Origin of the sequence: Mesorhizobium sp. M7A.F.Ca.CA.004.04.2.1, assembly GCF_004022825.1 — a bacterium.
In the GTDB taxonomy this organism is placed as follows: Bacteria; Pseudomonadota; Alphaproteobacteria; order Rhizobiales; family Rhizobiaceae; genus Mesorhizobium.
Genome location: NZ_RZPH01000643.1, coordinates 1 through 3,559, shown reverse-complemented (window position 1 = coordinate 3,559; position 3,559 = coordinate 1). Strand labels below are relative to the sequence as shown.

Genomic DNA, 3,559 nt, shown 5'->3' with positions numbered 1-3,559 from the left:
GAGCAGGGCCGAGCCGCCGCTGCCGTGCCGGACATCGATGACGCGGCCGATCATGACATTGTGCGTGCCGACGACATGCACAGTCTCAATCTCGCAATCGAAATTGACGATCGCATCCGACAACGCCGGCGTGCCGGAGGTCAGCGTCTGCCAGCGCGCCGAGGCGTAGCGTGCCTCCATGTCCCTGGTCGCGCCGGCGAATTTTCCCGCCAGATGCATGTGGTCATGCATCAGCACGTTGACGCAGAAGCGCTGGTTGGACAGAAACATGGCGGCCTGCGTCGAGCGCCCGTTCATGCAGACCAGCAGCGTCGGCGGCTCGTCGGAGACGCTGCACATGGCGGTGGCGGTGAAGCCGCCGCGTCCTGCCGGCCCATCGGTGGTGACGATGTTGACCGGCGCGCAGACCCTCGCCATGGCGTCGCGGAAATCGGTTTTCGAAATCTGCGTGGCCATCTAATTCACTCGGCCGTTGAGACAAGCGGATTGAACCAGGTATCGCCCGTCCAGCCATTCTCGTCATAGTCGGCCATGCAGGTGTCGACGAGCTCTTCCATCGCCTTCAGCCGCCCGCCGCGTTCAGCTCCTTTCAGCACCTGCAGCCGCACCTCTTCCGGCGCGCCGGCATAGTTGAGCTCGTAGAGCGCGTGGCGGCCGCCGAACTCGGTGCCGGTCGCGTCCCACAAAAGCTTCATGATCTTGATGCGCTCGATGTGGCCCATGTCGTTGGAGCCACGCACATATTGCGCCAGATACTTGTCGATCTCGGGGTTGTTGAAGTCGCGCACCGACGACGGCAGGTAGATCAGCCCGGACGCGATCACCCGGCGCACGGTGTCGATGACACGCGGATAGGCTTCCGACATGAAGGTGCGGTAGGCGAGCGCGGCTTCCAGATTGGGCAGCACCGCGCCATTCGCCCACGGGATCGGGTTGTAGGCCATGGCGTTGGAAAAGCTCCAGAACATGTGCCTGAGCGCGATGACCTCGCCCAGTGCCGCCTGGTTGCCGCGGAAAGCATCGCCGCCCGTGGCGCGCAGCGCCTTGGCCAGCAGGCCGGCGAGGAAGTCGAGCTTGACGGCGAAACGCGTGCAGCCCTGGAAGCAGTAGCCATGCATGAAGCCGGATGCCGGGTGGAAGGACAGGATCTTCTGCGCATCGCGCAGCACCAGCACGTCCTCCCAGGGGATGAAGACATTGTCGAGCACCAGGATCGCATCGTTCTCGTCGAAGCGCGACGACAGCGGATAGTCGAAGGGCGCCGCCACCGTGTTGGCCGTCTGCTCGTAGGAGACGCGGCAGAACATCTTTATCCCCGGTGCATTCATCGGCACGATGAACATCACCGACAGCGACGGATCCTCAGTGATCGTCGCCGAGCCCTGCGCCAGGAAATTGTAGTGGGTCAGCGCCGAGGACGTCGCCACCACCTTGGCGCCGGAGACATAGATGCCGGCATCCGTCTCCTTGGTGATGTGGACGAAGACGTCCTTCACCTGTTCGGCCGGCTTGTGGCGGTCGATCGGCGGATTGACGATGGCATGGTTCATGAACAGTGCGGCTTCCTGCGCACGTTTGTGCCAGGACAGAGCATTGTCCCTGAACGGCCCGTACCAGTCGGCATTGGCGCCGAGCGTGTTCATCAGCGCCGCCTTGTAGTCGGGCGTGCGCCCCATCCAGCCATAGGACATGCGCGACCACTCGGCGATCGCCGTCTGCTGGGTAACAAGCTCAGCCGAGGATTTGGCGACCCGGAAATATTTGTGGGTGTAGCCGCCCGAGCCGGTGTCGGTCGGCGAGGTCAGCGTGTCCCGCCGCAGGGGATCATGCAGCGCATCGTAGAGGCGCGCCAGCGACCGCGCCGAATTGCGCATCGACGGGTGCGTGGTGACATCGGCAATGCGTTCGCCGTATATATAGACCTCGCGGCCGTCGCGCAGGCTCTCCAGATACTCAGCCCCGGTGAACGGCCGTGCCTTATCAGTGCGGAAGTCTTCTGATCGCATGATGGTCCTCCTCTTGAGTCGCAACACTAGCGCCTTGGGCATGCTTCGGTTATGGACGGAACGGCAAAACCGATTGGACTTTTTCAGGCGCCATGAGCCAGAATTCCATCCCCGACTTCTTCGTCTATGGCGAGCCGGTGAGGCCGCTCGATGTCGGTTTCCTGCATGTCGAGACGGTGCTTGCGCGCAGCAATATCCATCTTGGTCAGGTTGCGGCGCACAAGCATCCGCAGATGGGCCAGATCACCTACTGGACCAGCGGCTCCGGCACCTACCGTATCGAAGACCGATCCTGGGACTTTTCGGCGCCTGCCGTCAGCTTCGTGCCGAGCGCTGTCGTGCATGGCTTCTCGATCGGACCCGGCACCGACGCCATCGTCGTCTCGGTCGCCGACGGCGCGCTCGCGGCCATCGCCGCTCACAGCCTGCTGCCGCTGGACAGGCCGGTCTTTGCCGACGGTCTGCCACGACACGCGGCGTGGGCGAGACTGGCGGCGGTGCTGGAGATGATCGCCGCCGAATATGCCGAGGCGCAAGCCGGCAATGACAGGGTCCTGCCGGCGCTGATCGCCGTCGCACTCTCCCACATTGCGCGCCTGAGCCCCGGCGTGACCGCCTCCGCTGCCTCTTCCGATGCTTCGCTGGCGCGGGGCCTGCGCCGGCTCGCCGACACGCATTTCCGCGACAACTGGCCGGTCGATCGCTACGTCGAGGCGCTGGCCACCACGCCGCATCTTCTCGACAAGGCTGCCCATGCTGTGCTGGGCGCCGGCGTCAAGCGGGTCGTCAGCGAAAGGCGGCTGCTGGAGGCCAAGCGTCTGCTGCTGTTTACCGTACGCACGGTGGAGGACATCGCCTACGAGATCGGCTTCGACGACCCGGCGTATTTTTCACGGTTCTTTCGCGCGCGGGTCGGCGAAGCGCCCGCCGCCTGGCGCCGGAAGCACTTGCAGGGCCATTAGTCCTGCGTGAGATGCAGACCCGTGATGCGCAATCCTCGATGTTGCAGCCACAGCCACTTTTTCGTGAAGCTGAACGGGTTGATCCCTTCGCCTGTCTGCCTAGGTAGAAAGGAGCGGCGGGCGCCACGCAAATCTGACATCGGGCCAATCTGACAGTCGGCATGATATTTTCCTGCATTCAAAAGCTTGCCCTCGCTGTTCTCTGTGTGGGAATCCAGTCTTCCTGCGTCGTTCCCGACGATACGTCGCGTATCGCCAAGGTTGATCCAACGGCGGCGGCCGCCCGCAAGGAGATGGTCGGCCTCAGCGAAGCCGATGTTCGAATGTGCGCCGGGTTTCCGACCGCCACCGCCAACGCCGGCCGATCGGGCCAGATCTGGACCTACAAGCGCATCGTCCAGCGCGGCAATCTCAGCATTGTGGTTCCGACTCTAGCGGTAGGCGCGATCCCGGCGGTCGGCGGCTCCGTCAATGTCGCTCCCGGCGGTTATTGCGACACGCAAATTCGCATGGTCGACGGCCGCGTCGCCGAAGTTGCCTATGCCGGCGACAACAATTTGCCGAACAGGCGCGACGCGCTTTGTGTCAGCA

At 63.7% G+C, this 3,559-nt stretch carries 4 protein-coding genes; 2 read left to right on the top strand and 2 right to left on the bottom strand.

Annotated elements, in window-relative coordinates:
* Together EN893_RS24440 and EN893_RS24435 are read right to left on the bottom strand one after the other, a co-directional pair.
* On the bottom strand, positions 1–456 hold a 456-nt coding region (locus EN893_RS24440), incomplete at its 3' end, for a flavin reductase (protein WP_127372985.1).
* 5 nt (positions 457–461) lie between these two features.
* Positions 462–2,006, bottom strand: coding sequence for a 4-hydroxyphenylacetate 3-hydroxylase N-terminal domain-containing protein (locus EN893_RS24435; RefSeq protein ID WP_127268204.1), 1,545 nt, complete (start codon positions 2,004–2,006; stop codon positions 462–464).
* A gap of 92 nt (positions 2,007–2,098) precedes the next feature.
* Here EN893_RS24435 and EN893_RS24430 point away from each other — a divergent pair, with 92 nt between their 5' ends.
* Both EN893_RS24430 and EN893_RS24425 read left to right on the top strand, forming a co-directional pair.
* Positions 2,099–2,968: a helix-turn-helix domain-containing protein gene (locus tag EN893_RS24430; RefSeq protein ID WP_023810826.1), complete on the top strand. Its 870-nt coding sequence runs from the start codon at positions 2,099–2,101 to the stop codon at positions 2,966–2,968.
* A 206-nt stretch (positions 2,969–3,174) separates the two neighbouring features.
* The coding region (locus EN893_RS24425; protein WP_245490893.1) for a hypothetical protein at positions 3,175–3,559 on the top strand (385 nt) is incomplete at its 3' end.

Bases quoted from the DNA above. Each gene is read 5' to 3' on its own strand.
- EN893_RS24430 (WP_023810826.1), top strand. From the start codon at position 2,099: ATGAGCCAGAATTCCATCCCCGACTTCTTCGTCTATGGCGAGCCGGTG.
- EN893_RS24435 (WP_127268204.1), bottom strand. From the start codon at position 2,006: ATGCGATCAGAAGACTTCCGCACTGATAAGGCACGGCCGTTCACCGGG.